Origin of the sequence: Bradyrhizobium sp. 139, assembly GCF_023074175.1 — a bacterium.
Lineage (GTDB): Bacteria > Pseudomonadota > Alphaproteobacteria > Rhizobiales > Xanthobacteraceae > Bradyrhizobium.
Genome location: NZ_JADPKS010000107.1, coordinates 286,575 through 312,401, shown reverse-complemented (window position 1 = coordinate 312,401; position 25,827 = coordinate 286,575). Strand labels below are relative to the sequence as shown.

18 protein-coding genes and 1 tRNA gene are annotated in these 25,827 nt (G+C 63.1%); 16 read left to right on the top strand and 3 right to left on the bottom strand.

The features are described 5' to 3' along the window. The first annotated feature begins 44 nt into the window (after positions 1-44). Positions 45-1,103 (top strand): phosphotransferase family protein, encoded by a 1,059-nt coding sequence (locus IVA80_RS25635; RefSeq protein WP_247436984.1) that lies wholly within the window; start codon positions 45-47, stop codon positions 1,101-1,103. Between the two features lie 244 nt (positions 1,104-1,347). Here IVA80_RS25635 and argE read toward each other — a convergent pair whose 3' ends face one another. After that, positions 1,348-2,541 (bottom strand): acetylornithine deacetylase, encoded by a 1,194-nt coding sequence (gene argE / locus IVA80_RS25630; RefSeq protein WP_247436982.1) that lies wholly within the window; start codon positions 2,539-2,541, stop codon positions 1,348-1,350. Between the two features lie 43 nt (positions 2,542-2,584). Here argE and IVA80_RS25625 point away from each other — a divergent pair, with 43 nt between their 5' ends. Beyond that, a complete protein-coding gene (locus tag IVA80_RS25625; protein WP_247436979.1) occupies positions 2,585-3,115 on the top strand; it encodes a hypothetical protein in 531 nt (176 codons plus the stop codon). A gap of 359 nt (positions 3,116-3,474) precedes the next feature. On the opposite strand, the gene IVA80_RS25620 is transcribed toward IVA80_RS25625, so the two are convergent. Continuing rightward, on the bottom strand, positions 3,475-4,260 hold the full coding sequence (locus tag IVA80_RS25620) for an SDR family oxidoreductase (protein WP_247436977.1): 786 nt from the start codon (positions 4,258-4,260) through the stop codon (positions 3,475-3,477). 133 nt (positions 4,261-4,393) lie between these two features. On the opposite strand from IVA80_RS25620, the gene IVA80_RS25615 reads away from it, so the two are divergent. Beyond that, positions 4,394-5,092 carry a histidine phosphatase family protein gene (locus IVA80_RS25615; RefSeq protein WP_247436975.1) on the top strand — a complete coding sequence of 233 codons (699 nt, stop codon included), beginning with the start codon at positions 4,394-4,396 and terminating at the stop codon, positions 5,090-5,092. A gap of 72 nt (positions 5,093-5,164) precedes the next feature. Continuing rightward, entirely contained in the window at positions 5,165-5,932 is a 768-nt protein-coding gene (locus tag IVA80_RS25610) for an SDR family oxidoreductase (protein WP_247436972.1), read from the top strand. 155 nt (positions 5,933-6,087) lie between these two features. Here IVA80_RS25610 and IVA80_RS25605 read toward each other — a convergent pair whose 3' ends face one another. Continuing rightward, a complete protein-coding gene (locus IVA80_RS25605; protein WP_247436969.1) occupies positions 6,088-7,323 on the bottom strand; it encodes a serine hydrolase domain-containing protein in 1,236 nt (411 codons plus the stop codon). 162 nt (positions 7,324-7,485) lie between these two features. Here IVA80_RS25605 and IVA80_RS25600 point away from each other — a divergent pair. The 12 genes from IVA80_RS25600 (at position 7,486) to IVA80_RS25545 (ending at position 25,821) form a co-directional block, all read left to right on the top strand. Next, positions 7,486-7,561: transfer RNA gene (locus tag IVA80_RS25600), tRNA-Trp, on the top strand. Positions 7,562-7,901: 340 nt separating this feature from the next. Continuing rightward, positions 7,902-8,093 (top strand): preprotein translocase subunit SecE, encoded by a 192-nt coding sequence (gene secE / locus IVA80_RS25595; RefSeq protein ID WP_007611620.1) that lies wholly within the window; start codon positions 7,902-7,904, stop codon positions 8,091-8,093. Next, positions 8,093-8,650, top strand: coding sequence for a transcription termination/antitermination protein NusG (gene nusG, locus IVA80_RS25590; protein WP_247436967.1), 558 nt, complete (start codon positions 8,093-8,095; stop codon positions 8,648-8,650). The genes secE and nusG overlap by 1 nt, the downstream gene beginning before the upstream one ends. Before the next feature lie 133 nt (positions 8,651-8,783). After that, positions 8,784-9,212 (top strand): 50S ribosomal protein L11, encoded by a 429-nt coding sequence (gene rplK, locus IVA80_RS25585; RefSeq protein ID WP_247436965.1) that lies wholly within the window; start codon positions 8,784-8,786, stop codon positions 9,210-9,212. A 6-nt stretch (positions 9,213-9,218) separates the two neighbouring features. Beyond that, entirely contained in the window at positions 9,219-9,911 is a 693-nt protein-coding gene (rplA, locus tag IVA80_RS25580) for a 50S ribosomal protein L1 (RefSeq protein WP_247436963.1), read from the top strand. Between the two features lie 90 nt (positions 9,912-10,001). Next, entirely contained in the window at positions 10,002-10,955 is a 954-nt protein-coding gene (locus IVA80_RS25575) for a 2-hydroxyacid dehydrogenase (RefSeq protein ID WP_247436961.1), read from the top strand. A gap of 577 nt (positions 10,956-11,532) precedes the next feature. After that, on the top strand, positions 11,533-12,051 hold the full coding sequence (gene rplJ, locus IVA80_RS25570) for a 50S ribosomal protein L10 (protein ID WP_247436959.1): 519 nt from the start codon (positions 11,533-11,535) through the stop codon (positions 12,049-12,051). Positions 12,052-12,103: 52 nt separating this feature from the next. Beyond that, positions 12,104-12,475: a 50S ribosomal protein L7/L12 gene (gene rplL, locus IVA80_RS25565; RefSeq protein WP_247436956.1), complete on the top strand. Its 372-nt coding sequence runs from the start codon at positions 12,104-12,106 to the stop codon at positions 12,473-12,475. A gap of 482 nt (positions 12,476-12,957) precedes the next feature. Further along, on the top strand, positions 12,958-17,073 hold the full coding sequence (rpoB, locus tag IVA80_RS25560) for a DNA-directed RNA polymerase subunit beta (protein WP_247436954.1): 4,116 nt from the start codon (positions 12,958-12,960) through the stop codon (positions 17,071-17,073). Positions 17,074-17,202: 129 nt separating this feature from the next. After that, positions 17,203-21,399 (top strand): DNA-directed RNA polymerase subunit beta', encoded by a 4,197-nt coding sequence (gene rpoC / locus IVA80_RS25555; RefSeq protein WP_247436951.1) that lies wholly within the window; start codon positions 17,203-17,205, stop codon positions 21,397-21,399. Between the two features lie 192 nt (positions 21,400-21,591). Continuing rightward, positions 21,592-23,655, top strand: coding sequence for an FAD-dependent oxidoreductase (locus IVA80_RS25550; RefSeq protein WP_247436948.1), 2,064 nt, complete (start codon positions 21,592-21,594; stop codon positions 23,653-23,655). 132 nt (positions 23,656-23,787) lie between these two features. Beyond that, on the top strand, positions 23,788-25,821 hold the full coding sequence (locus IVA80_RS25545; protein ID WP_247436945.1) for an ABC transporter ATP-binding protein: 2,034 nt from the start codon (positions 23,788-23,790) through the stop codon (positions 25,819-25,821). The last annotated feature ends 6 nt before the right edge of the window (positions 25,822-25,827 follow it).

The window sequence follows — 25,827 nt, the reverse complement described above, 5'->3', positions numbered from 1 at the left end:
CGTGCTCGACCTGAAATGGTCAGGACTGAAGAGGGAGCGTCATCGTGGCTGACGGCGTCAGGAAAGACGAAGAGTTCTCGGGCACCAAGCCGGTCGAGGAGCGGCATCGTTTCGACGAGCTGCGCCTGGAAGCATGGATGCGCGACAACGTCGAAGGCTTTGAAGGCCCGTTGGTGATCCTTCAATTCAAGGGTGGCCAATCCAATCCGACCTACCGGCTGAACACGCCGAACCGGTCCTACGTGATCCGCCGCAAGCCGTTCGGCAAATTGTTGCCGTCGGCGCACGCGGTCGATCGCGAATATCGCGTCATTGCGGCCCTTGGAAAGCAGGGCTTTCCGGTCGCGCGCGCCTACGCGCTGTGCCAGGACGACAGCATCATCGGCGCCGCTTTCTACATCATGTCGATGGAAGACGGTCGGGTGTTCTGGGATCCGACGCTGCCGAGCCAGACGCCGGAAGATCGCCGAAAAATCTTCACCAGCAAGATCGAGACGCTGGCAAAGCTCCACATGTACGATCCCACCGCGATCGGCCTTGGCGAGTTCGGCAAGCCCGGCAATTATTTCGCGCGCCAGATCGATCGCTGGACCAAGCAGTATCGCGCGTCCGAGACCCAGCACATTCCGGAGTTCGAGAAGGTCGCCGCATGGCTGCCGAAGACCGTGCCGGAGCAGGCGCGGGTCTCGATCGTCCACGGCGACTACCGCCTCGACAACATGATTTTCCACGCGACGGAACCGCGCGTGCAGGCCGTGCTCGATTGGGAATTGTCGACGCTCGGCGATCCCATGGCCGATTTCACCTATCTGTTGATGCAGTGGATCATGCCGGGCCTGCACGGCGCCGACCTCGAGGCGCTCAACATCCCGAGCGTGGAGGAGGCGGCGCAGATTTATTGCAACGTCACCAAGATGACGGTGCCTGATCTCAACTGGTACTTCGCCTATAATCTGTTCCGCCTCGCCGGCATTACCCAAGGCATCGCCGGCCGCGTCCGTGACGGCACCGCCGCGAATGCCAAGGCGCTCGAATCCGCCAAGCGCACCGTGCCGCTGTCGCAGGCGTCATGGGACTACGCGCAGAAGGCGGGCGCGGTTTGAACGAGATGAAGGCGCGGTCGGTGGCTGCGCCTTTTGCTTGGAGCTTCGTAGCCCGGATGAGCGAAGCGATACCCGGGACAGCGGTCCCGCATGTCGCTTTGCTCATGCGGGCCACGCAGCTCCTGTAGGGTGGGCAAAAGCGCGTAGCGCTGTGCCCACCATCTCTCCGCGATTGCGGCGAAAGTGGTGGGCACGCTTCGCTTTGCCCGCCCGAAAGTGGTGGGCACGCTTCGCTTTGCCCGCCCTACGGCAGCATCGCCTGCGATTCCGCCTTCGCGCAATGCGCGATCAGTCTCTCCACGAACCCCGCGCACTTCTCCAACTCCGCCATCTCCACGAACTCGTCCGGCGTGTGCGCCTGCGCGATCGCGCCGGGGCCGATCACGACTGACGGGATGTCGGCCATGCTGGCAAACAAACTCGCTTCGGTGCCGAACGCGACCTTGGCGTGGTCGTTGCGGCCCGCAAGGCTCTTGGCCAGCGTGACGATTGTCGCATCGGCGGCGGTGTCGAGCGCGGGATAGTCGAGGATCTCCTCGAAATCGATGGCGCACTCTGGGTGTCGCGCCTTCATCGCGGGTTCGATCTCGGCCTTGGCCCAGGCGACGATCGCATCCGTCACCTCGCGCGACTCGGTGATACCGATGCCGCGGCATTCGAAATCCACCGTGCAGGTGTCGGGCACGATGTTCAGCGCGGCGCCGCCATGCACGATGCTGGTGAGCAGTGTTGAATGCGGAACGTCGTAGAGACTGACGGTTGATCGCACTGCTGCGAGCGCCACGGCGCGGCGGCGGATCTCGACGATCAGCTCGGCCGCATATTCGATCGCATTGACGCCGTCGGGCGCGATCGAGGAGTGGCGGGCGAGACCGCGGAAGGTCGCGCGTACGCCGTGCTTGCCCTTGTGGCCGATGATGACCTTCATCTCAGTCGGCTCGCCGATGAAAGCGCCGAGCGGTTTTATCCGTTTCTTCGCGACCTCGCGCAGCATGGGCCGCACGCCGACGCAGCCAATCTCCTCATCATAGGAGATCGCAAGATGAATCGGCGTTGCAAGCTTCGCCTCCAGCATCTCCGGCACCATGGCAAGGCACACCGCGACAAAGCCCTTCATGTCGGTCGTGCCGCGGCCGTAGAGCTTGCCATCGCGTTCGACGAGCTTGAACGGATCGTGGCTCCAGTCCTGGCCCGCGACCGGCACGACGTCGGTATGGCCGGACAGCACGAGACCAGGGCGATCCTCGGGGCCGATCGTGACCCAGAGCGAGGCTTTCTGGCCGGTCTCATCGACGATGCGCTCGCTGTTGACGCCGAACGCGGCGAGATAGCTCTCGATATGCGCGATCAGGGGCAGGTTGGAGCGATCGCTGATCGTGTCGAAGCCGACGAGGTCGGCGAGCAGCTTGCGGATACGGTCGGGTCTTGAGCTTGGCATTGTCACGTTCTTGTCAGAGGAAGATGGAGGCTGAGGCGCTTGCATGAACCATACCAATGTTGCGGCCGATCGGGCAAATCAACACAGGCCTGTAGCCCGGATGGAGCGAAGCGCAATCCAGGGCCAGTACCTCCATGGATGGAATCCCGGATTGCGCTGCGCTCCATCCGGGCTACGAGGTGTTGCGTTCCTGTCGGGCAAAACACGCGAGCCGCAGGTCAATGCGTACCATCGAAAATATTCCACTTTACCGAAATTCGGAAATGGCGTATGTGTCGCCGCAACCCGGCCCAAGGAAGAGGGGCGTATCGCGATCGTCACGAACGCGGGCCGGACGGCGGTGGACGTTGGTTACATCGGCGCGAAGGGTTTCGCAGGGCGGGCAATCGTGAGCGAGGACGTCGCGCGCACGACCGGTGTGATCGGCGTACGGCAAAATCGTGTGGTCCTGACGCCCGGGGTCTGTGCGTCAAGTCTTGTGGTGATGTGTGTTGCCCGACCGGGCGCGCGCATCAGCTATCGGCAAGGCGACGGGGGCAATAGTGCATCGCTCCCCGGGGAGAGCACGACATAAGTCGTAAAACCACTGCGCAGGGAAGGCCGGACGTTTTGGCTTCACCTGTATGCCGCTGTGCAGACTTCTCGCTACAACTTCGCACAGTGGACCGCGGGTGCCAGCCGGCGCCCGGTCTTCCCTGCGCCCTTTTCAATCGAGGGCAAGGCGACGAAGCAAAGCTCGGGCGAAACAAGCCGCGAGAGGGCGAAGGTGTGTCTATTGAAGAGAGGTCTCGTGCCCCGGACGCTGCGCAGCACGACGTGATGCGCTGCAGAGCCGGGGCCCATGCAGCAGTGATTGCCGTGGCATCCTGGGTCCCGGCTCTGCGCAGCAGCGTAAGAACACTGCAGCGCGTCCGGGACACGAGAGCGCGCGTGCTAGACCGGCTTGCCCGTATACGGCATCGACGCCGTCAGACCGCCATCCACCGGGAATGCCTGGCCGTTCACATACGACGCTTCGTCGCTGGCCAGAAACAGCCCCATCGCCGCGAGCTCGTGCGGCTGGCCGGGGCGCTTGAGCGGGTTGAGCTGGCCGATCTTGTCAGCGGTGCCGCGCTCCTTGGCGCGATCGAAGATCGGCTTGGTCATGCCGGTCTCGATCAGGCCCGGGCACACCGCGTTGATGCGCACGCCGGTGCCGGTGAGCGAATACGCCGTGGTCTGCACCAGGCTGATCACCCCGGCCTTGCTCGCGGCATAGGGATGACCGCTGGCGCCGGCCTTCAGGCCCGCGACGGACGCCGTCAGCACGATCGCGCCGGACTGCTGCTTCACCATGTGCGGCATCGCATGCTTCACCGCGAGGAACGGCCCGATCAGATTGATCCGCAAAACCTCCTGCCATTGCTCGACGGTCTGCTCGCCGAGCGGGACGAGTCCGCCGCTGACGCCCGCATTGGCCCAGATCACGTCGAGCCGGCCGTGCGTCTTCACCGCCTTGTCGATCACGGCCATGACGTCCTTTTCGGAGCCCGCGTCCGCCACCACGGCTTCCGCGACACCGCCGGCCTTCTTCACCTCGTCGACGGTCTCCTTCACCGCCTCGGTGCGATCGACCGCGAGCAACTTCGCGCCTTCCCTGGTGAACAAGAGCGCAGCCGCGCGGCCGATGCCGCTGCCGGCGCCGGTGATGATGACGGATTTGCCTTGCAGACGGCCCATGCGTTTCTCCCTTTGGTTCGGACGCGACGCTTGCCGCGCGACGGAATTTCAAACAAGATTTCAAACGGTAAAGTGTCTTGAGACACGTTCGCTACTGACGTACAGCGACATCAAACGGGATGGAAGAGCTTCGATGGCAGGTGCAGACAAGCCCAATGTGGTCACGACACGCTGGTGGTGGGTCCGTCACGCGCCGGTGCGCAATGACGGCGGCAATATTTACGGACAGTCCGACATCGCCTGCGACACCAGCGACGCTTACGTCTTCAACGCTGTTGCCAGGTTGCTGCCACGCAAGGCGGTCTGGTATTCGAGCAATCTGATGCGCACGCACCAGACCGCGGAAGCGATCTGGGCGGCCGGCTTCCCGCGGCCCGCGTCGATGAAATGGGAGGCGGACCTTGCCGAACAAAATCTCGGCCGCTGGCAGGGGATGAACCGCGCTCAGTTCATCGCCAGCCGTCCCGTCGGCGCGAGCTGGTTCGCCGACATCAACGAGCCCGCGCCCGGCGGCGAAAGTTTCATGGACCTCTACAACCGCACACGCCGCACCATCGAGCGGATCACCGTCGAGGCGGCCGGGCAGGACGTGATCGCGGTCGCACATGGCGGCACCATCAAGGCTGCGCTGGGGCTGGCCCTCGACGGCCAGCCGGAGCGGGGGCTGTCGTTCGACATCGACAATTGCTCGGTGACGCGGCTCGACTATTTCGCAAGCCCCGAGCGCACGGTCTGGCGGCTGCCGATGGTGAACCAGCAGCCGTGGATCGCTGACGATGCACACGCGGCGATGCACCAGCCGGCCGGACCGGAAGTCAAGAAGCTCGCCTGAGCAATTGCCGGGTCGCGCGGATGCGGCGTAAGCTTCAGGCCAATCAATTACATCGTACTCTGGGAGAGAAACATGACCTTGTTCGACATGAAGGGGAAAGTCGCCGTCATCACCGGTTCGACGCGCGGCATCGGGCTTGCGATCGCCGAGCGCATGGCCGAGCACGGCGCCAAGGTGGTGATCTCCTCGCGCAAGGCCGACGTCTGCGAGCAGGTTGCGAAGGGCATCAACGACAAGTTCGGTAAGGGCACGGCGGTCGCGATCGCTGCGAACATCTCGTCCAAGGAAAACCTGCAAAACCTGATCGACGAGAGCAACCGCGCATTTGGCAAGATCGACGTTCTGGTCTGCAACGCGGCCTCGAACCCATATTACGGTCCGCTCGCCGGCATCTCCGACGATCAGTTCAGGAAGATCCTCGACAACAACATCGTCGCCAACAACTGGCTGATCTCGATGGTGGTGCCGCAGATGATCGAGCGCAAGGACGGCTCGATCATCATCATCTCCTCGATCGGCGGATTGAAGGGCTCGACCATTCTCGGCGCCTACGCCATTTCCAAGGCCGCCGACATGCAGCTCGCACGCAATCTCGCCTGCGAGTACGGCAAGGACAATATCCGCGTGAACTGCATTGCGCCCGGCCTGATCAAGACCGATTTCGCCAAGGCGCTGTGGGACAATCCGGAGAACCTGAAAGCCTCGACCTCGCGCTCGCCGCTCTTGCGCATCGGCATCCCCGACGAGATCGCGGGCGCCGCAGTGTTCCTGGGATCGAAGGCCGGCGACTTCATGACCGGCCAGACCATGGTGATCGACGGCGGCGCGACGATTAGCTGAGGTAACAGCAGGTGTCGTCGCCCGCGAAGGCGGGCGATCCAGTACTCCGTGACAGACGTGATTGAATCGGGACGCCGCGGCGTACTGGATGCCCCCGCCTTCGCGGGGCATGACAGTGGGTGTGGGGATGCAGCGTCGCGCGTCAGCGACTGACTTTACTCCACCGCCGCGTAAACCAGATCCCGCACTAACGTCCGCGTGTAGTCGCGCTGCCCCGGTCCCTGGCTCATAAACACGACGAACAGATCCTCCTTCGGATCGATCCAGAAGAACGTCCCCGCAATGCCGCTCCAGAAATACTGGCCGACGCTGCCGGGGAAGGGCGCGATGCCGGCCTCGCGGCGCACCGCGAAGCCGAGGCCGAAACCGTGGCCGGGCGACAGGAGAGTGCCGTTGGTCACGACGTGAGGTCCGAGATGATCGGAGGCCATCAGCTCCAGCGTCTTGCGGCCGATGATCCTGTTGCCGTCGAGGGTGCCGCCATTGCGCAGCATCAGCGCGAAGCGGGCATAGTCCATGGTCGTGGAGACGAGGCCGCCGCCGCCGGACTCCATGATCGGCTGTTCGAGCATGTTGAACAGCGCGACCTTGTCGCCGGTCCAGGGATCGGCCGCGAACGGCTCGGCGAGCCGGCCGGCATTGGCCTCGCTGGTCACAAAGCCGGTCTCCGCCATCTGGAGCGGTGCGAGGATGCGCTCGGTGAGGTACGCGCCAAGCGATTTGCCGCTGACGACCTCGATGATGCGGCCGAGGATGTCGGTGGAGCGGCTGTAGTTGAACTCGTCGCCGGGGTGGCAGACCATCGGGAAGCTTGCGACCAGCGCGGCATGCTCGGCATTGGTGATCTTGCGGCTGCGCACCCGCGAATCCTGGTAGATCTTGTGTACGGGGCCGTCGCCCTGGTGCTCATAGGTCAGGCCCGAGGTGTGGCGGAGCAGGTCCTGCACCGTCATCGGCCGCCTGGGCGGAACCAGTTCCAGCTTGCCGCGGCTGACCACGCCGACCTTTTGGTCCGCGAACTCCGGAATGAACTTGGCGACGGGATCGCCGAGCAGGAGGCGGCCATCCTCGACCAGCGCCATGACGCCGACGGAGACGATCGGCTTGGTCATCGAGAAGATGCGGAAGATCGAATCAGTTGCCATGAGCGCGGAAGCAGCCGGGCTCTGCTTGCCGAGTGCCTCGAACCAGCCGACCTGGCCCCGCCGCGCCACCAGAACGGTGACGCCGGGAACGGTTCCCTTGTCGATCTCGCGCTTGAACGCATCCGACATCGCCTTGAGGCGGGGGCGCGACAGGCCCAGCATCTCGGGCTTGGCCTCGGGCAAAGGCGGGGTTTTCGGCGCGGTCGCGGGGCGAGGGGCGGCTGTCGCAGACGCTTGGGCAGTCATGGGCACTCCCGGTTGTTCTTGATTATCGGGAACGAACTGTGGCCCAGAAGGCGCGGCACAAACAAGCGAAGCCAGCGCGCTTCACCTTGCAATCCGTCCTTGCAATCCGGCCGCCCCCTGTGCTTGAAAGCGGCCCTGATCCGTGCGGCGACGCAGGGTCGTAGGAGTGTAGCTCAATTGGTAGAGCACCGGTCTCCAAAACCGGGGGTCGCAGGTTCGAGCCCTGCCACTCCTGCCAGCTCATCCGACAATCAGGATCGACAGGCAGGACGGCGCCGGGCCGAAAGCTCGGACCGTGGGTCATGAGGATCGGATAAGCCCTTGATCCGGATCAGGTCCGCAAGGCGAGGCCGCAAGCTGCCAAGCCTGCCACAGCTTGACCTTTGGCCCTATCCGCAGTATTTACCCCGCACTCGCAGCCGGCCCGTTAGACGCGGACCTCCGGCGCGGCTTTGAAATCCCCGAACAATCGAGCCCGGTTTCCGGCTCATCCTTCGAGACAGAGGGCTGGGCCAACGGCGGCTGTTCGGATCCCTGAAATTCATTCGCGTCCGGCGACGGACGTTGGACATCAAACGATGGCAGTCAGCCCGTTCAAGTTCTTGCAGGAAGTGCGCTCGGAGACCGCCAAGGTCACCTGGCCGACCCGTCGCGAGACGACGATCACCACCATCATGGTGTTCGTCATGGTCGCCGTGGCTTCGATCTTCTTCTTCGCCGCCGACCAGATCATCCGCTATCTCATCACCTTCCTTTTGGGCATTCACTGATGGCAATAGCCGCTGCAACCCAATCGTCCGACAAGCGCTGGTACATCGTCCACGCCTATTCGAACTTCGAGAAGAAGGTCGCCGAATCGATCCGCGAGCAGGCCAAGCAGCGCGGGCTCGAGGAGCTGTTCGAGCTGGTGCTGGTGCCAACCGAAAAGGTCACCGAAGTGCGCCGCGGCCGCAAGATCGACGCCGAGCGCAAATTCTTCCCGGGCTATGTGCTGGTGAAGATGAAGCTGACTGACGAGGCGTTCCATCTGATCAAGAACACGCCGAAGGTGACCGGCTTCCTCGGCGCCGAAAACAAGCCGATGCCGATCTCGGAATCCGAGGCCATGCGCATCCTGCACCAGGTGCAGGAGGGCGTGGAACGGCCGAAGGCGTCGGTGTCGTTCGAGATCGGCGAGAACGTGCGCGTGGCCGACGGCCCGTTCGCCTCGTTCTCGGGTGTGGTCGAGGAAATCGACGAGGCGCGCTCGCGCGTAAAGGTCGCGGTGTCGATCTTCGGCCGCGCCACTCCAGTCGAACTGGAATTCGGTCAGGTCGAGAAGGTCTGACCGGACAACGTGCGAAGCTTAAGGGCTTGGCGCGAAATAGGCCGTGGGAGGGAGAGGGCGGTCGCCAGCCGCACCCAACCCAGACCACGAACCTGAAACCGCCGGCGATCTGCCGGCACAACAGGAGTAATACATGGCAAAGAAAGTGACCGGATACCTGAAGCTTCAGGTCCCGGCCGGTGCGGCGAATCCTTCGCCCCCGATCGGTCCCGCGCTTGGTCAGCGCGGTCTCAACATCATGGAGTTCTGCAAGGCGTTCAACGCCCAGACCCAGAAGGAAGAGAAGAACACCCCGATTCCGGTGGTGATCACGATCTACGCCGATCGTTCGTTCACCTTCGAGATGAAGACGCCCCCGATGTCGTTCTTCCTCAAGCAGGCTGCAAAGATCCAGTCCGGCTCGAAGGCGCCGGGCCGCGACAAGGCCGGCGCGGTGACCAAGGCGCAGGTGCGCGAGATCGCCGAGAAGAAGATAAAGGATCTCAATTGCGACTCGATCGAGTCGGCCATGAAGATGGTCGAGGGCTCTGCCCGTTCGATGGGCCTGGAAGTGGCGGGGTAAACGGTCATGGCAATCGGAAAGCGTTTGAAGAAAGCCCGTGAAGGCGTTGATCGCGAAAAGCTTTACCCGCTCGCGGACGCCATCAAGATGGTTAGGGAGCGCGCCAAGTCGAAGTTCGACGAGACGATCGAGATCGCGATCAATCTCGGCGTCGACCCCCGTCACGCCGACCAGATGGTCCGTGGCGTCGTGACCCTGCCGAACGGCACCGGCCGTACGCTCCGCGTCGGCGTGTTCGCCCGCGGCGCCAAGGCCGATGAAGCCAAGGCTGCCGGTGCCGACGTCGTCGGCGCCGAGGACTTGGTCGAGAAGGTGCAGAACGGTACGATCGAATTCGACCGCTGTATCGCCACCCCCGACATGATGCCGCTGGTCGGCCGTCTCGGTAAGGTGCTCGGCCCGCGCGGCCTGATGCCGAACCCGAAGATCGGCACCGTGACCATGGACGTCACCGGTGCGGTGAAGGGTGCCAAGGGCGGCTCGGTCGAGTTCCGGGTCGAGAAGGCGGGCATCCTCCAGGCCGGCGTCGGCAAGGCCTCGTTCTCCGAGGAGAAGCTGGTCGAGAACATCAAGGCCTTGGCTGATGCCGTCTCCAAGGCGAAGCCGGCTGGCTCCAAGGGTACCTACATCCAGCGCGTTGCGGTGTCCTCGACCATGGGCCCGGGCGTGAAGGTCGAGCCGGGCACCATTCTCGCCTAAGGTTTGAAAATTGCATGAGGCGAGGGGCGGAATTGGGCAACCAATTCCGCCCCTCGTCGTTCGTGACGGCGTTCACCGGAAACAAGAACAATGGCTGACAAGGTCCTGATCTACTCGCGCTTCCCGAAGACGATGATGGCGCGTTTCGCCGAGCGGTTCGAATTGCTCGACACCGGCGGCAAGCCGGCGCGAGATGTGTTTTCGGTCGAAGAGCTCAGCGGCATCCGCGCGATGCTCACCGCGGGCGGCACGGCCCTCGGCGCCGAGGCGATGGACCTGTTTCCGAAGCTCGGCGCCATCGTCTGCTACGGCACCGGCTATGACGGCATCGACCTGGAGGCGGCCGCTACACGCAACATTGCGGTCGGCCACAGTCCCGGCGCCAATGCGGCCCCGGTCGCCGACATCGCGATGACCTTGATGCTGGCGACGACCCGGCGGATCCTGATCGCCGACCAGTATGTCCGCAGCGGCGATTGGGCGGCGTCGAAACCCTCGCCGATGATGCGCCCGCAACCGGGCATGCCCGGCCGCCGCATCGGCATCTACGGCATGGGGGAGATCGGCCGCAAGATTGCCGCCCGCTGCGCCGCCTTCGAGAGCGAGGTCGGCTATTTCAGCCGCAGCAAATACGATCTGCCCTATCAATATTTCCCGACGCTGGCGGCGCTCGCGGACTGGTGCAGCGTGCTGATGATCGCGGTCCGCGCCGGGGCCGAGACCCAGCACGTCGTCAACGCCGATATCCTCAAGCGGCTCGGGGAGCACGGCTATGTCGTCAACATCTCCCGCGGCTCGGTGATCGACGAGAAGGCCCTGGTTGTCGCCCTAACCGACAAGACCATCGCCGGTGCCGGCCTGGACGTCTACGAGAAGGAACCGCACGCTCCCGACGCGCTGACGGCGCTCCCCAGCGTGGTGCTCACCCCGCATATCGGCGGCCACACCCTCGAATCGCATGTCGCCATGCAGAACTGCGTGCTGGCGAACTTGAGTGCTTTCTTCGAGGGCACGCCGCTGCCTTACGCGATCAAATCGGTCTGAATCGGTCCTTTCGGGGCGGGTCAAGGGCCTGTGCCAATCGATTGGAACTGGTGTGAATTTTGCTCTTGGCAAGTGGGCCCCGAGCGGTTAAAGAACCGCTTCCGGACGGGCCGGCCTTGGCTGGCGCGTCCGTGCACGTATTCCGAAAAATCCGACACGACAGGAGTTCATTCCTTTTCAGGACGTCCGTAAGGATTTGCCGGAAAAGGAAGGAAAAACATCGGTTGGTGGAATGCGGGCAGAGGTCAGGCGGTTCGCCGGCTGGCCTTGTCCTGTCCAAGACTGCAGGCGCCCGCGGGAAGTTTCGATTTCTCAACGGCTTAATCGCATGGCCTGCATAGACGGGTGAAGACCGGATTTCACTTCGCCTTCCACCTTAAGGTGGTTGCGGAATGGGTTTGGTTCGGACCTCGACACACCGTGGGCTCTAGCGGGCTCCCGGAGGGCAGGCTTTGAATTGTCGTCTTGCCCGGCGTGTCCGAAGGGTTTTGGCCCCGAGGTTCAGGTTTGGGCGGACGATGGGTGCAACCCGGCGGTCCCGCTCTTTGCGATGACCGCCAACCGGAAAGAGCTTGCTGTGGAACGAGCGGCAAAAAAGGAAGCGGTCGAACAGCTCAATGGGGTCTTCAAGACCACGAGCGTCGCGGTCGTTGCCCAATATTCCGGCCTGACCGTTGCCCAGATGCAGAAGCTGCGTATGCAGATGAAGCAGGCTGGCGCTTCGGTGAAGGTCTCGAAGAACCGTCTCGCCAAAATTGCTCTTGAAGGCACTGACGTCGTTGCCATCGGTCCCATGCTGAGGGGGCCGACCGTGATCGCCACTTCGAACGATCCGGTAGCGGCGCCAAAGGTCGCCGTCGAATTCGCCAAGACGAACGAAAAGTTCGTCATCGTCGGCGGCTCGATGGGAACGACCGTCTTGAATGTCGACGGCGTGAAGGCACTTGCCTCGCTGCCGTCGCTTGACGAACTGCGCGCAAAGATCGTCGGCCTGCTTGTGGCCCCGGCGACCAAGATCGCTCAGCTCGCCAACGCGCCCGCGGGCAAGCTCGCGCGCGTCATTCAGGCTTATGCCTCAAAGAGCGAAGCGGCCTGACGCCCTTCGCAAAACTCAAACCCGAACCAGACTAGTTTAAGGAAACAGAACAATGGCTGACTTGCAGAAAATCGTTGACGACCTCTCGAGCCTCACCGTGCTCGAAGCTGCCGAACTCGCCAAGCTCCTCGAAGAAAAGTGGGGCGTGTCCGCCGCTGCGGCAGTGGCCGTTGCCGGTCCCGCCGCTGCTGCCGCCGCTCCGGCGGAAGAGAAGACCGAGTTCACGGTCGTTCTGGCCGCTGCCGGCGACAAGAAGATCGAGGTCATCAAGGAAGTCCGCGCCATCACCGGCCTGGGCCTGAAGGAAGCAAAGGACCTCGTTGAGGGCGCGCCGAAGCCTGTCAAGGAAGGCGTGAACAAGGACGAGGCCGAGAAGCTCAAGGTCCAGCTCGAGAAGGCTGGCGCGAAGGTCGAGCTCAAGTAAGCAACGCTTGCTGGCGCGAGATCCCGGGCGGGTATCCGCGAAGCCCGGGATCTTGGTCCTCGCTCGAAAGCGTGGGGCAGATGCAAAAGGCGTGCGACGGAACGTCCCGACGCAGGCCGAACACGAAAAAGTGTGGAGATTAGAGGGTTTACCCCTCGAATCTGCACTATTGTCGCCCCATATCGGTTCGACAGCACGAAAGCGCGGTGGGCAGGGATGCGGGATTCCCTGTAAGCCGTTGGGAGAGCAGGCTATTTCGGGCTTTTGCAGTCCGTGAAAACGATCGTTGTGACGGGCGGGCGTGCCTATGCGCCCCGCGCGTCCTTTTGCGTTTTGAAGGTCTGAAGAACAGATTCAGGACATTGCGGCCTGAAACTGGACTTCCAGTCCCCAAAACGGGTTCGAAAAATTCAACCCGGGGAGCGGCGGCAGCCGCGTCCTGGACGGCGCGCCCAGAGCGGGCGACGAAATGAGAGGCCACGATGGCGCAGCAGACATTCACCGGTCGCAAACGCGTTCGCAAGTTTTTCGGACACATCAAGGAAGTCGCCGAGATGCCGAACCTCATCGAGGTTCAGAAGGCGTCCTATGACCAATTCCTGATGGTCGACGAACCCCAGGGCGGGCGGTCCGATGAGGGCTTGCAGGCGGTGTTCCGCTCGGTGTTTCCGATCTCGGACTTCTCGGGCACCTCGATGCTGGAATTCGTCCGTTACGAGTTCGAACCGCCGAAATACGATGTCGACGAGTGCCGCCAGCGCGGCATGACCTTCGCCGCGCCGCTCAAGGTGACGCTGCGCCTCATCGTGTTCGATATCGACGAAGAAACCGGCGCGAAGTCGGTGAAGGACATCAAGGAGCAGGACGTCTACATGGGCGACATCCCGCTCATGACGATGAACGGCACCTTCATCGTCAACGGCACCGAGCGCGTCATCGTCTCGCAGATGCATCGTTCGCCCGGCGTGTTCTTCGACCACGACAAGGGCAAGACCCATTCCTCAGGCAAGCTGCTGTTCGCCGCCCGCGTCATCCCGTATCGCGGCTCCTGGCTCGACATCGAGTTCGACGCCAAGGACATCGTCTATGCGCGTATCGACCGTCGCCGCAAGCTTCCGGTGACGTCGCTGATGTTCGCGCTCGGCCTCGACGGCGAGGCGATCCTCAGCACGTTCTACAAGAAGATTCTCTACAAGCGGACCAAGGAAGGCTGGCGCGTTCCGTTCGATGCCAACCGTTTCCGCGGCTACTCGACCATCAACGACCTGATCGACGCCGACACCGGCAAGGTCGTGCTCGAGGCCGGCAAGAAGCTCACCGTTCGCGGTGCGCGTCAGATGCAGGAGAAGGGGCTGAAGGCGCTGCGGCTGTCGGACGAAGAGCTCGTCGGCAACTACCTGGCCGAGGACCTCGTCAATTCGAAGACCGGCGAGATCCATGCGGAAGCCGGTGAAGAGATTACCGACAAGTCGATGAAGGCGCTCAACGAGCACGGCTACAAGGAGCTGCCGCTGCTCGACATCGACCACGTCAATGTCGGCGCCTACATCCGCAACACGCTCTCGGCCGACAAGAACATGACGCGCGAAGACGCGCTGTTCGACATCTACCGCGTGATGCGTCCGGGCGAGCCGCCGACGCTGGATTCGGCGCAGGCCATGTTCCAGTCGCTGTTCTTCGACGCCGAGCGCTACGACCTGTCTGCGGTCGGTCGCGTCAAGATGAACATGCGCCTCGACCTCGATGCGCCCGACACCCAGCGTACGCTGCGCAAGGAAGACATCCTCTCCGTCATCAAGACGCTGGTGGATCTGCGCGACGGCAAGGGCGAGATCGACGACATCGACCATCTCGGCAACCGCCGTGTGCGCTCGGTCGGCGAACTCATGGAGAACCAGTACCGCATCGGCCTGCTGCGCATGGAGCGCGCGATCAAGGAGCGCATGTCCTCGGTCGACATCGACACGGTCATGCCGCAGGACCTGATCAATGCGAAGCCGGCGGCTGCCGCCGTGCGCGAGTTCTTCGGCTCCTCGCAGCTCTCGCAGTTCATGGACCAGACCAACCCGCTGTCGGAGATCACCCACAAGCGGCGCCTGTCGGCACTTGGACCGGGCGGTCTGACCCGCGAGCGCGCCGGCTTCGAGGTGCGCGACGTGCATCCGACGCATTACGGCCGCATCTGCCCGATCGAGACGCCGGAAGGTCCGAACATCGGCCTGATCAACTCGCTCGCGACCTTCGCGCGCGTGAACAAATACGGCTTCGTCGAGACGCCGTACCGCAAGGTCAAGGATGGCCGCGTCACCGACGAGGTCGTGTACCTCTCGGCGATGGAAGAGGGCCGCTACACGGTCGCGCAGGCCAACGTGCCGCTCGACTCGAAGGGCCGCTTCACCGAAGATCTCGTGGTTTGCCGCCACGCCGGCGAAGTCTTGCCGGTGACGCCGGACAAGGTCGACTACATGGACGTGTCGCCGAAGCAGCTCGTGTCGGTCGCCGCCGCGCTGATCCCGTTCCTCGAGAACGACGACGCCAACCGCGCGCTGATGGGCTCGAACATGCAGCGCCAGGCGGTGCCGCTGGTTCGCGCCGAGGCGCCGTTCGTCGGCACCGGCATGGAAGGCGTGGTTGCGCGTGACTCGGGTGCCGCAATCGCGGCGCGCCGTTCAGGCGTGATCGACCAGATCGACGCCACCCGCGTCGTCATCCGCGCGACGGAAGATCTCGATCCGACCAAGTCGGGCGTCGATATCTACCGTCTCATGAAGTACCAGCGCTCCAACCAGTCGACCTGCATCAACCAGCGTCCGCTGGTGAAGGTCGGCGACATCGTCAAGAAAGGCGACATCATCGCCGACGGTCCGTCGACCGATCTCGGCGAGCTCGCGCTCGGCCGCAACGTGCTGGTCGCGTTCATGCCGTGGAACGGCTACAACTTCGAAGACTCGATCCTCCTCTCCGAGCGGATCGTGAAGGAAGACGTCTTCACCTCGATCCACATCGAGGAATTCGAGGTGATGGCCCGCGACACCAAGCTCGGACCCGAGGAAATCACCCGCGACATTCCGAACGTCTCGGAAGAAGCGCTGAAGAACCTCGACGAAGCCGGCATCGTCTATATCGGCGCCGAAGTGCGCGCCGGCGACATCCTGGTCGGCAAGATCACGCCGAAGGGCGAAAGCCCGATGACGCCGGAAGAAAAGCTTCTGCGCGCCATCTTCGGCGAAAAGGCCTCTGACGTTCGCGACACCTCGTTGCGCGTTCCTCCGGGCGTGCAGGGCACGATCGTGGAAGTGCGCGTGTTCAACCGTCACGGCGTTGACAAGGACGAGCGTGCGCTGGCGATCGAGCGGGAAGAGATCGAGCGCCTGGCCAAGGACCGCGACGACGAGCAGGCGATCCTGGACCGCAACGTCTATAACCGTCTTGCCGAGCTCCTCGAGGGCCGGCAGGGCATTGCCGGCCCGAAGGGCTTCAAGAAGGACACCAAGATCACCCGTGCGGTGCTCGAGGAGTACCCGAAGTCGCAGTGGTGGCTGTTCGCCTCGCCGAATGACAAGCTGATGGCCGAGATCGAAGCCATGCGGAAGCAGTACGACGAGTCGAAGAAGGGGCTGGAACAGCGCTTCCTCGACAAGGTCGAGAAGCTTCAGCGCGGTGACGAATTGCCGCCCGGCGTGATGAAGATGGTCAAGGTCTTCGTCGCGGTGAAGCGCAAGATCCAGCCCGGCGACAAGATGGCCGGCCGCCACGGCAACAAGGGCGTGGTGTCGAAGATCGTGCCGATCGAGGATATGCCGTTCCTCGAAGACGGTACGCATGCGGATATCGTGCTCAATCCGCTCGGCGTGCCCTCGCGCATGAACGTCGGACAGATCCTCGAGACCCATCTCGGCTGGGCCTGCGCCGGCCTCGGCAAGCGTATCGGCCAGACGGTCGATGCCTACCTGTCGAAGCAGGACATCAAGCCGCTGAAGGAGACCTTGAAGAAGGTCTACGGCGAGGACGAGACGATCAAGTCGCTCAACGACAACGAGTTGATCGAGCTCGGCCACAATTTGAGCCGCGGCGTGCCGATCGCGACGCCGGTGTTCGACGGCGCCAAGGAAGCCGACATCGAGGAGATGCTGAAGCTTGCCGGTCTCGACGCTTCGGGTCAGTCGACCGTCTATGACGGCCGCACCGGCGATGCCTTCGATCGCAAGGTGACGGTGGGCTACATCTACATGCTCAAGCTGCACCATCTTGTCGACGACAAGATCCACGCGCGTTCGATCGGTCCGTACTCGCTCGTCACCCAGCAACCGTTGGGCGGCAAGGCGCAGTTCGGCGGCCAGCGCTTCGGCGAAATGGAGGTGTGGGCGCTCGAGGCTTACGGCGCGGCGTACACGCTCCAGGAGATGCTGACGGTGAAGTCGGACGACGTCGCCGGCCGCACCAAGGTCTACGAGGCGATCGTGCGCGGCGACGACACGTTCGAGGCCGGTATTCCGGAATCGTTCAACGTGCTGGTCAAGGAAATGCGCTCGCTCGGCCTCAATGTCGACCTGCACAATTCCAAAGTCGGGCCGGGGACGGCGGAAGCGGCCGAGTAACGCGATCTATCATGCCCGGCCGGCTCGGGCCGGGCATCGGCGCCCCTCCCAAGGCCTTAAGGGCAGGGCGCCCCGCAAAGTGATTTTCGAATTTGCTGCCGGAGGCGACCGGCACGCGAGGAGAAGACGATGAACCAAGAAATTATGAATCTCTTTAACCCGACGACTCCGGCTCAGGTCTTCGACCAGATCCGGATATCGATCGCGAGCCCAGAGAAGATTCTGTCCTGGTCCTACGGCGAGATCAAGAAGCCGGAGACCATCAACTACCGGACCTTCAAGCCCGAGCGCGACGGCCTGTTCTGCGCGCGCATCTTCGGGCCGATCAAGGACTACGAGTGCTTGTGCGGCAAGTACAAGCGCATGAAGTACAAGGGCATCATCTGCGAGAAGTGCTCGGTCGAGGTCACGCTGTCGCGCGTCCGGCGCGAGCGCATGGGCCATATCGAGCTCGCAGCCCCCGTCGCCCACATCTGGTTCCTGAAGTCGCTGCCCTCGCGCATCGGCCTCCTGCTGGACATGACGTTGAAGGATCTCGAGCGGATCCTCTACTTCGAATATTACGTCGTGCTGGAGCCGGGCCTCACCGCGCTGAAGGACCGTCAGCTGCTGTCGGAAGACGAGTACCTGAAGGCACAGGACGAGTACGGCCAGGATTCCTTCACCGCCATGATCGGCGCGGAAGCGATCCGCGAACTGCTCAAGGGCATGGATCTCGAGAAGCTCGAGTTGACCTTGCGCGCGGAGATGCAGGAGACCGACTCCGACATCAAGCACAAGAAGCTCGCCAAGCGCCTGAAGATCGTGGAAGCGTTCCGCCACTCCGGCAACAAGCCGGAATGGATGATCATGACCGTGGTTCCGGTGATCCCGCCGGACCTGCGTCCGCTGGTGCCGCTGGACGGCGGCCGCTTCGCGACCTCGGACCTCAACGACCTCTACCGCCGCGTCATCAACCGCAACAACCGCTTGAAGCGGCTGATGGAGCTGCGTGCGCCCGACATCATCATCCGCAACGAGAAGCGCATGCTTCAGGAGGCCGTCGACGCGCTGTTCGACAACGGCCGCCGCGGCCGTGTCATCACCGGGGCCAACAAGCGTCCGCTGAAGTCGCTCGCCGACATGCTCAAGGGCAAGCAGGGCCGCTTCCGCCAGAACCTGCTCGGTAAGCGCGTCGACTATTCGGGCCGTTCGGTGATCGTGGTCGGTCCAGAGCTGCGCCTGCATCAGTGCGGTCTGCCGAAGAAGATGGCGCTCGAGCTGTTCAAGCCGTTCATCTATTCGCGGCTTGACGCCAAGGGCCTGTCCACGACCGTGAAGCAGGCGAAGAAGCTGGTCGAGAAGGAACGGCCGGAGGTCTGGGACATCCTGGACGAGGTGATCCGCGAACATCCGGTGCTGCTCAACCGCGCACCGACGCTGCATCGCCTCGGCATCCAGGCGTTCGAGCCCGTGCTGATCGAGGGCAAGGCGATCCAGCTTCATCCGCTGGTCTGCGCCGCGTTCAATGCCGACTTCGACGGCGACCAGATGGCCGTGCACGTTCCGCTGTCGCTCGAAGCGCAGCTGGAAGCGCGCGTCCTGATGATGTCGACCAACAACATCCTGCATCCGGCGAACGGCCAGCCGATCATCGTGCCATCGCAGGACATCGTGCTTGGTCTCTACTACGTCTCCATCATGCGCGAAGGCCTGCCCGGCGAGGGCAAGATCTTCGGCGACATGGCCGAGCTCGAGCACGCGCTGCACGCCAAGGTCATTCACCTCCACACCAAGATCAAGTATCGGTGGCAAGGCATGGATGAGACCGGCAAGGTCTCGACGCGGTGGATCGAGACCACCGCCGGCCGCGTCATGCTGGGCAATCTCCTGCCGAAGAACCCGAGAATTTCGTACGAGATCATCAACAAGCTGATGACCAAGCGCGAGATCTCCGGCGTCATCGACCAGGTTTACCGCCACTGCGGCCAGAAGGAGACGGTGATCTTCTGCGATCGCATCATGGCGCTCGGCTTCTACAACGCCTTCAAGGCCGGCATCTCGTTCGGCAAGGACGACATGGTCGTGCCGCACTCCAAGTGGAAGATCGTCGACACCACCCGTACGCTGGCGAAGGATTTCGAGCAGCAGTACAACGACGGTCTGATCACCCATGGCGAGAAGTACAACAAGGTGGTCGACGCCTGGTCGAAGGCCACGGAAGAAATCGCCAAGGCGATGATGAAGGAGATCTCCTCGACCAAGAAGACGGCGAGCGGGGCCGATGCCGACATCAACTCGATCTACATGATGGCTCACTCCGGTGCCCGCGGTTCGCCGGCCCAGATGCGTCAGCTCGCCGGCATGCGCGGCCTGATGGCCAAGCCGTCGGGCGAGATCATCGAGACACCAATCATCTCGAACTTCAAGGAAGGCCTCTCGGTGCTCGAGTACTTCAACTCGACCCACGGCGCCCGCAAGGGCCTCGCGGACACCGCGTTGAAGACCGCGAACTCCGGCTACCTGACCCGTCGTCTCGTCGACGTCGCGCAGGACTGCATCATCACGCAGGACGATTGCGGCACCAAGCTTGGCATCAAGATGCGCGCCATCGTCGACGCCGGCACCGTGGTTGCTTCGCTCGGCTCGCGCATCCTCGGACGCACGGCCTGCGAAGACGTGCGTGACAGCTCGGGCAAGGTGATCATCAAGCGCGGTACGCTGATGGAAGAGAGCCATCTGGATGCCATCCATCAGGGTGGCGTGCAGGAGGTCAAGATCCGTTCTGCGCTGACCTGCGAACTCGTCAACGGCATCTGCGGCAAGTGCTACGGCCGCGATCTCGCCCGCGGCACGCCGGTCAACCACGGCGAAGCGGTCGGTGTCATCGCGGCGCAGTCGATCGGCGAGCCGGGCACCCAGCTCACCATGCGCACCTTCCACATCGGTGGTGCGGCGCAGCTCAACGAGCAGTCGTTCGTCGAATCCAACTTCGACGGCAAGATCGTGATCAGGAACAAGGCCATCGCCCGCAACAGCGAAGGCCACCTGGTCGCGATGGTGCGCAACATGGTGGTGGCGATCGTCGACGCTGACGGCACCGAGCGTGCGACGCACCGTATCCAGTACGGCTCGCGGCTGCACATCGACGAGGGCGACACCGTTAAGCGCGGCCAGCGTATCGTCGAGTGGGATCCCTACACCCGTCCGCTTCTCACCGAGGTCGAAGGCACCATCGGCTTCGAGGATCTGGTCGAGGGGCAGTCGATCACCGAAACGCTCGACGAAGCCACCGGCATCGCCAAGCGCGTGGTCATCGACTGGCGCTCGACCCGCGGCGGCGCGGACCTGCGTCCGGCGATCGTGATCAAGGGCAAGGACGGCAAGGTGCTCAAGCTCGCCCGTGGTGGCGATGCCCGCTATATGCTGTCGGTTGACGCCATTCTCTCGGTCGACGTCGGAGCCAAGGTCAATACGGGTGACATCCTCGCCCGTGTCTCGACCGAAAGCGCCAAGACGCGTGACATCACCGGCGGTCTGCCGCGGGTGGCGGAACTGTTCGAGGCTCGGCGTCCGAAGGATGCGGCGATCATCGCCGAAATCGCGGGCACCATCCGGTTCGGGCGCGACTACAAGAACAAGCGCCGCATCTCGATCGAGCCGATGGACAAGACCGACGAGCCGCGCGAGTACCTGATCCCGAAGGGCAAGCACATCCACCTTCAGGACGGCGACGTCGTCGAAAAGGGCGACTTCATCGTGGAAGGCAACCCGGCACCGCACGACATCCTGGCGGTGAAGGGCATCGAGGAGCTCGCGGCCTATCTGGTCAACGAGATCCAGGAGGTCTACCGACTCCAGGGCGTGCTCATCAACGACAAGCACATCGAGGTGATTGTCCGTCAGATGCTCCAGAAGGTGGAAGTCACCGATCAGGGCGACACGGACATGATCTCCGGCGAGCAGGTCGACAAGATCGAGTTCGACCAGATCAACGAGAAGGCCAAGGAAGAGGGCAAGAAGATTGCCACGGGGACGCCGGTTCTGCTCGGCATCACCAAGGCGAGCCTTCAGACCCGCTCCTTCTTCTCGGCGGCCTCGTTCCAGGAGACCACTCGCGTCCTCACGGAAGCGGCGGTCAACGGCAAGGTCGATCCGCTCGAAGGCCTCAAGGAGAACGTCATCGTCGGCCGGCTAATCCCGGCGGGCACCGGTGCCTCCATGGCCAAGATCCGCGAAGTTGCGATGAAACGCGACAAGCTGATCCTGGACGAGCGCGAGAAGCAGGCGGCCGTCGTATCGCCCGCGCCGGAAGCGGAGCCGATGGCGCTCCCGCCTGCGGAATGATCGTTCATCCGTAGGAATACCGAGGACAATGAAAAGGCCGGCGCAAGCCGGCCTTTTTGCTGCTTTGTTTGGCTGTTGCGGTGCAGGATCAACCTTTGTTCATCTTTCCTTCAGGCGCAAAAGCGCTTCTGCTAGGAGAGCTTAGACCGGTGGTCCCGCAAAGGGGGCAGGGCCGGAGACCGCGGAACTCACATGCTTGATCTTGCAATCGTAGGCGGCGGCCCCGGCGGGCTGATGAGCGCCTGGTACCTGAAACGTAAGCTCGGGGACCTCTGCCGCATCACCATCTATGAGGCCTCCGACCGGCTCGGCGGCAAGATCGTCACGCGCAAATTCGATTCCGGGCCCGCGATGTATGAGGCCGGCGTTGCAGAGATCTACGACTACTCGATGACGGGTCCCGATCCGCTGCGCGAACTGATCCAGCATTTCGGACTTCAGACCATTCCGATGGACGCCGAGCAGGTGCAGTTCGGCGGCGAGCTCCTCAACGACGTGGCGGGCATGCGCCGCAAATACGGCGACAAGACTGCGGCGGCGATCGAAGCGTTCCGCAAGCGCTGCGCCGAGGCGATGTCGCCGATCGAATATTACGAGGGCCTCGGCGCGCACGACAACGAGAATCCCTGGGCCTACAAGACCGCCGAGCAGGTGCTCGACGAGGAGGTCGAGGACGAAACCGCAAAGCGTTTCTTCAAGGTGATGGCGCGCTCCGACATCGCGACCGAAAGCCACAACACCAACGGCCTCAACGCGCTCAAGAACTATCTGATGGATGTCGATGGTTATATCGGCCTCTATTCCATCCAGAACGGCAACGAGCAGCTGATCGAATGCCTCCACTCGGAGGTCAATGCCGACATTCAGCTCAATCACCGCGTGCTCTCCGTCGGCAAGGCGCCGACCGGCCGCTACCAGCTCAAGATGATGAACGGCAAGGGGCCGGAGACGCGCGACTTCGACCTCGTACTGGTCTGCCTGCCGCATTCCTGGCTCGCCACCGTCGGCTGGGAGGGCGAGCAGCTCCGCAAGTCGATGGTCCAGCATGTGTCGTATTTCGATCGTCCCGCGCACTATCTGCGCGTCTCGATCCTGTTCGACGCGCCGTTCTGGGGCGAGAAGATTTCCGGCGCCTGGTTCATGTCGGAAGCCTTCGGCGGCTGCTGCGTCTACAACGAGGGCGCGCGCCACGACGTCGGCAAGCACGGCGTGCTGAACTGGCTGGTTCCCGGCTCCGACGCGCTGGCCTTCGCCAATTTGTCGGATCAGGAGCTGATCGACGCCGCGCTGAAATCATTGCCGGCCTCGCTTGGCGATGCGCGTTCGCATTTCGTGGAAGGCAAGATCCACCGCTGGCTGTCGTCGGTGAACGCCGTCCCGGGCGGTCTGCCCGTGCGCGACGTCATGACCAATCACCGGCCGGAGCCGAAGCAGCATCCCGGCATCGTCGTGGTCGGGGACTATCTGTTCGACTCCACGCTGAACGGTCTGCTCGATTCCTCGGATGCGGCGACCGACATCATCCTCACAGAGATGATGCGCCTGCGCCGGGAGCGCGCACAGGAGGAGGGCAAGCCGGTCTCGGACAAGATCGACCGCGACTATTTCGAGAATTATCGCGGCCTCGGTCCCTATAGCGAGGCATGGCGCCACTTCACCGATCCCGATTATCTCACTAAGCTGATCGGCATCGTCTGGGGCAAGGCCAAGGGCGCCAAGCTTCTGGTCGCGGGCTCGGCCAGCGGTGAATTGGTCGGCGCTCTGCGCGATCGCGGCCTCAATGCCTGGGGCATCGAGAACAACCGCGCCATCCACGCCAAGACGCCGAAGGCGCTGAAGAAGTACAATAAGCTCGGCTCGGTCACCGACATGCCGTTCAAGGACGGCGCCTTCGACTTCGTGTTCGAGACCAGCCTCTGCCACGTTTCCCCGAAGCAGGCGGTCCGCGCGATTCGCGAGCTCAACCGCGTGGTCAGGACCGGCCTCGTGTTCGGCTCGATCACCTCGGACATGGCGCCGGCACTGATCGACCGCTTCGACCTGCTGCGCGGGGTCAAGAAGCTCGGCACCTGGTGGGAATGGTCCGAGCTGTTCTTCGGCAACGGCTTCGATCTGTCGATGCATCGCAAGGACTGCACCGATGCGCTCTGGGAGGCGACGCTTGCCGCCAACAAGGGTCCGAGCCAGTGGTACGCCGACGCCGACAGCTTGCGTTATTCCTTCTTCGACAAGGTCGAGGATGAGGACGAGGACTAGACGCAGGATCGGACCGGCCTGGCCAATTGCTTTGCCGAATTCATCATGATCGCATAGAATCGGTGCGATAGCGGCTGCCGCTATTTCCTGCTTTCTCCGCGGTCATGCCGGCCGTCAGCATCGGTTGGTTTCATGGCGTCCAAGCCCCTCCCGCCCGACAAACAGAAGCTCGCCGCGGAAGAGGCGGCCGAGCTCGACGACAAGCTTGTCCCCGCCAAGCCGGACCTCGAAGACGACGAGGACGACGAAGACGAGGACGATGACGAGCTGGAACTCGACGACGATGATGAGGACGAGGACCTCGTTGTCTTTACCGCGCGCGAAGCCGCCGGCGCGCTCGCGACCATCCTGGGTTTCGTCAAGCCCTTCCTGTCCAATTACAAGCGGATGCTGTCATTCGTGGCGTTCGGCGTCTTCGTCGAGACGCTGTTCAACGTCATCATGCCGCTCAGCCTGAAGTACTTGATCGACGATGCGCTCGGCGAGGAGGATTTCCAGGCGCTCTACAAGATTCTCGGCGTGCTCGCCGTCGCCGGCATCTTCACCTCGATCGTGGCGGTCTGGTACGAGCGCTGGGACGCGCGGCTAGCTGCCTGCATCATCTCCGACGTCCGTAAGCGCCTGTTCGAACATGTCCAGGACCTGCCGGCGGCCTATTTCGGCCGCACCAAGCGCGGTGAGATCCTGTCGCGCTTTTCCGTCGATCTTTCGGCCTTCGAGGGCTCGGTCAAGAGCTTCGCCAACAGCGCAGCGCTGCCGTTCCTGGAATTGATCGCCGGCATCATCCTGATGGTGTTCCTGAACTGGCAGCTCGCCGCGGTCGCACTGCTGGTGTTCCCGATCACGCTGATCGGCCCGCGCATCCTCACCCCGAAAGCGGTGCAGGCCAATTACGAGCAGAAGCTCAACGAGAGCGCGCTGCTCGGCATGGTGCAGGAGAACGTGGCGGCGCAGGCCGTGATCAAGGCGTTCAGCCTGCAACGCAAGATGTTCGGGTTCTTCAGCTTCCGCAACGACGAGACACGCAACAGGATCGCCTCGGCCGCGTTCCTGTCGACTATGGTGGAGCGGACGGTCACCATTTCGGTGCTGCTGCTGCACCTCGTCGTGCTCGCGATCGGCGCTTATCTGGCAACCAAGGGCCAGATCACCATCGGCACCTTCGTCACGTTTGAGAGCGCGTTCTGGGAGGTCTCCTACAATATCACCCACGTGATGCACTTCATCCCGGTGTCGATCTCCTCGGCCGCCGCGATCCGCCACATGCAGGAGCTGCTGGACGAGCCGACGCGCGGCGCCGATCGTCCCGGCGCACCTGATCTGCCGCGCATCACCAACGACATTAGCTTCGACCACGTGACGTTCCAGTACGAAGGCAGCCAGACGCCGGTGCTGGACAATCTCAGCCTCAAGCTCAATGTCGGCAAGCGCATCGCCATTGTCGGCCCCTCAGGTTCCGGCAAGAGCACGTTGCTCAACCTGATCCTGCGGCTCTACGTGCCCGACGAGGGGCGCGTCACGATCGACGGCGTCGACGTCCGCAAGGTGACGCTGGATTCGCTGCGGCGGAGCATGGCGGTGGTGTTCCAGGAGAACATGCTCTTCAACATGTCGATCCGCGAGAACATCCGGCTCGGCAAGGAAGGCGCGACCGACGAGGAGGTGGAGGAGGCGGCCAAGAAGGCCGAGATCCACCGCTACATCATGAGCCTGCCGCAGCGATACGACACGCCGGTCGGCGAGCGCGGCGATACCCTGTCGGGCGGCCAGCGTCAGCGCATCGCGATCGCGCGCGCCGTAATCCGTAATCCGTCCGTGCTGCTGCTGGACGAAGCCACCTCGGCGCTCGATCAGACCACGGAAGCCGCAATCAACCGCACGCTGCTGAAGGTCGCCAAGGGTCGCACCATGATCTGGTCGACCCATCGCCTGACCTCGGTGGTCGAGATGGACGAGATTATCGTGATCTCAGAAGGCAGGGCGATCGAGCGCGGCTCGCATGCCGAGCTGCTCGCCAAGAACGGCACCTATCGCAAGCTGTGGAACGACCAGATCCACCAGCCGCATGGCGCTGCAGCTCGGGCTGATGACGACCGCGACGAGGATGAAGACGACCTCGACGAGGATGATGAGGACGAGGACGATGAGGACGACGAGGAGGAGTGACATCCG